Source organism: Corallococcus sp. AB038B (assembly GCF_003668955.1).
In the GTDB taxonomy this organism is placed as follows: Bacteria; Myxococcota; Myxococcia; order Myxococcales; family Myxococcaceae; genus Corallococcus; species Corallococcus exiguus.
On record NZ_RAWO01000330.1, the window covers coordinates 1 to 393 of the forward strand.

A 393-nucleotide genomic window follows, 5' to 3' on the forward strand; every position below is an offset into this window, starting at 1 on the left:
GAGATCAAGAAAGCGTTCCGCAAGGTATCTCTCAAGCACCACCCCGACAAGGGTGGCGACGAGGAGCAGTTTAAGCTATGCAACGAGGCGTATGGCGTGCTCAGCGACCCGGCAAAGCGACGCCGCTACGACTCGGGCGTCGACGACATGGACGCCTCTGACTTTAGCGGCATGGGAGGCTTTGGCGGTATGAGCGGCATGGGCGGCGTGAACTTGGCAGACCTGTTCGGCGCTCAATTTGCCAACTTTGACATGGGTCCCGGTGGGGGCACGTATTACCACACAGGGCCTTCGACGACGTTCCACTTTGGTTAGGCTCATTTGCATAGACCCGTACATTTGCCCACAATCCACCAAAACAAATTATGAACCGCAAGGTACACTGCTCCGTAA

General features: G+C 56.5%; 1 protein-coding gene. It reads left to right on the plus strand.

Annotation, left to right across the window (positions count from 1 at the left end; translation table 11 throughout):
* Positions 1-315: J domain-containing protein (locus D7Y04_RS43460; protein ID WP_158627713.1), on the plus strand; the 315-nt coding region annotated here is incomplete at its 5' end.
* Between the last annotated feature and the right edge of the window lie 78 nt (positions 316-393).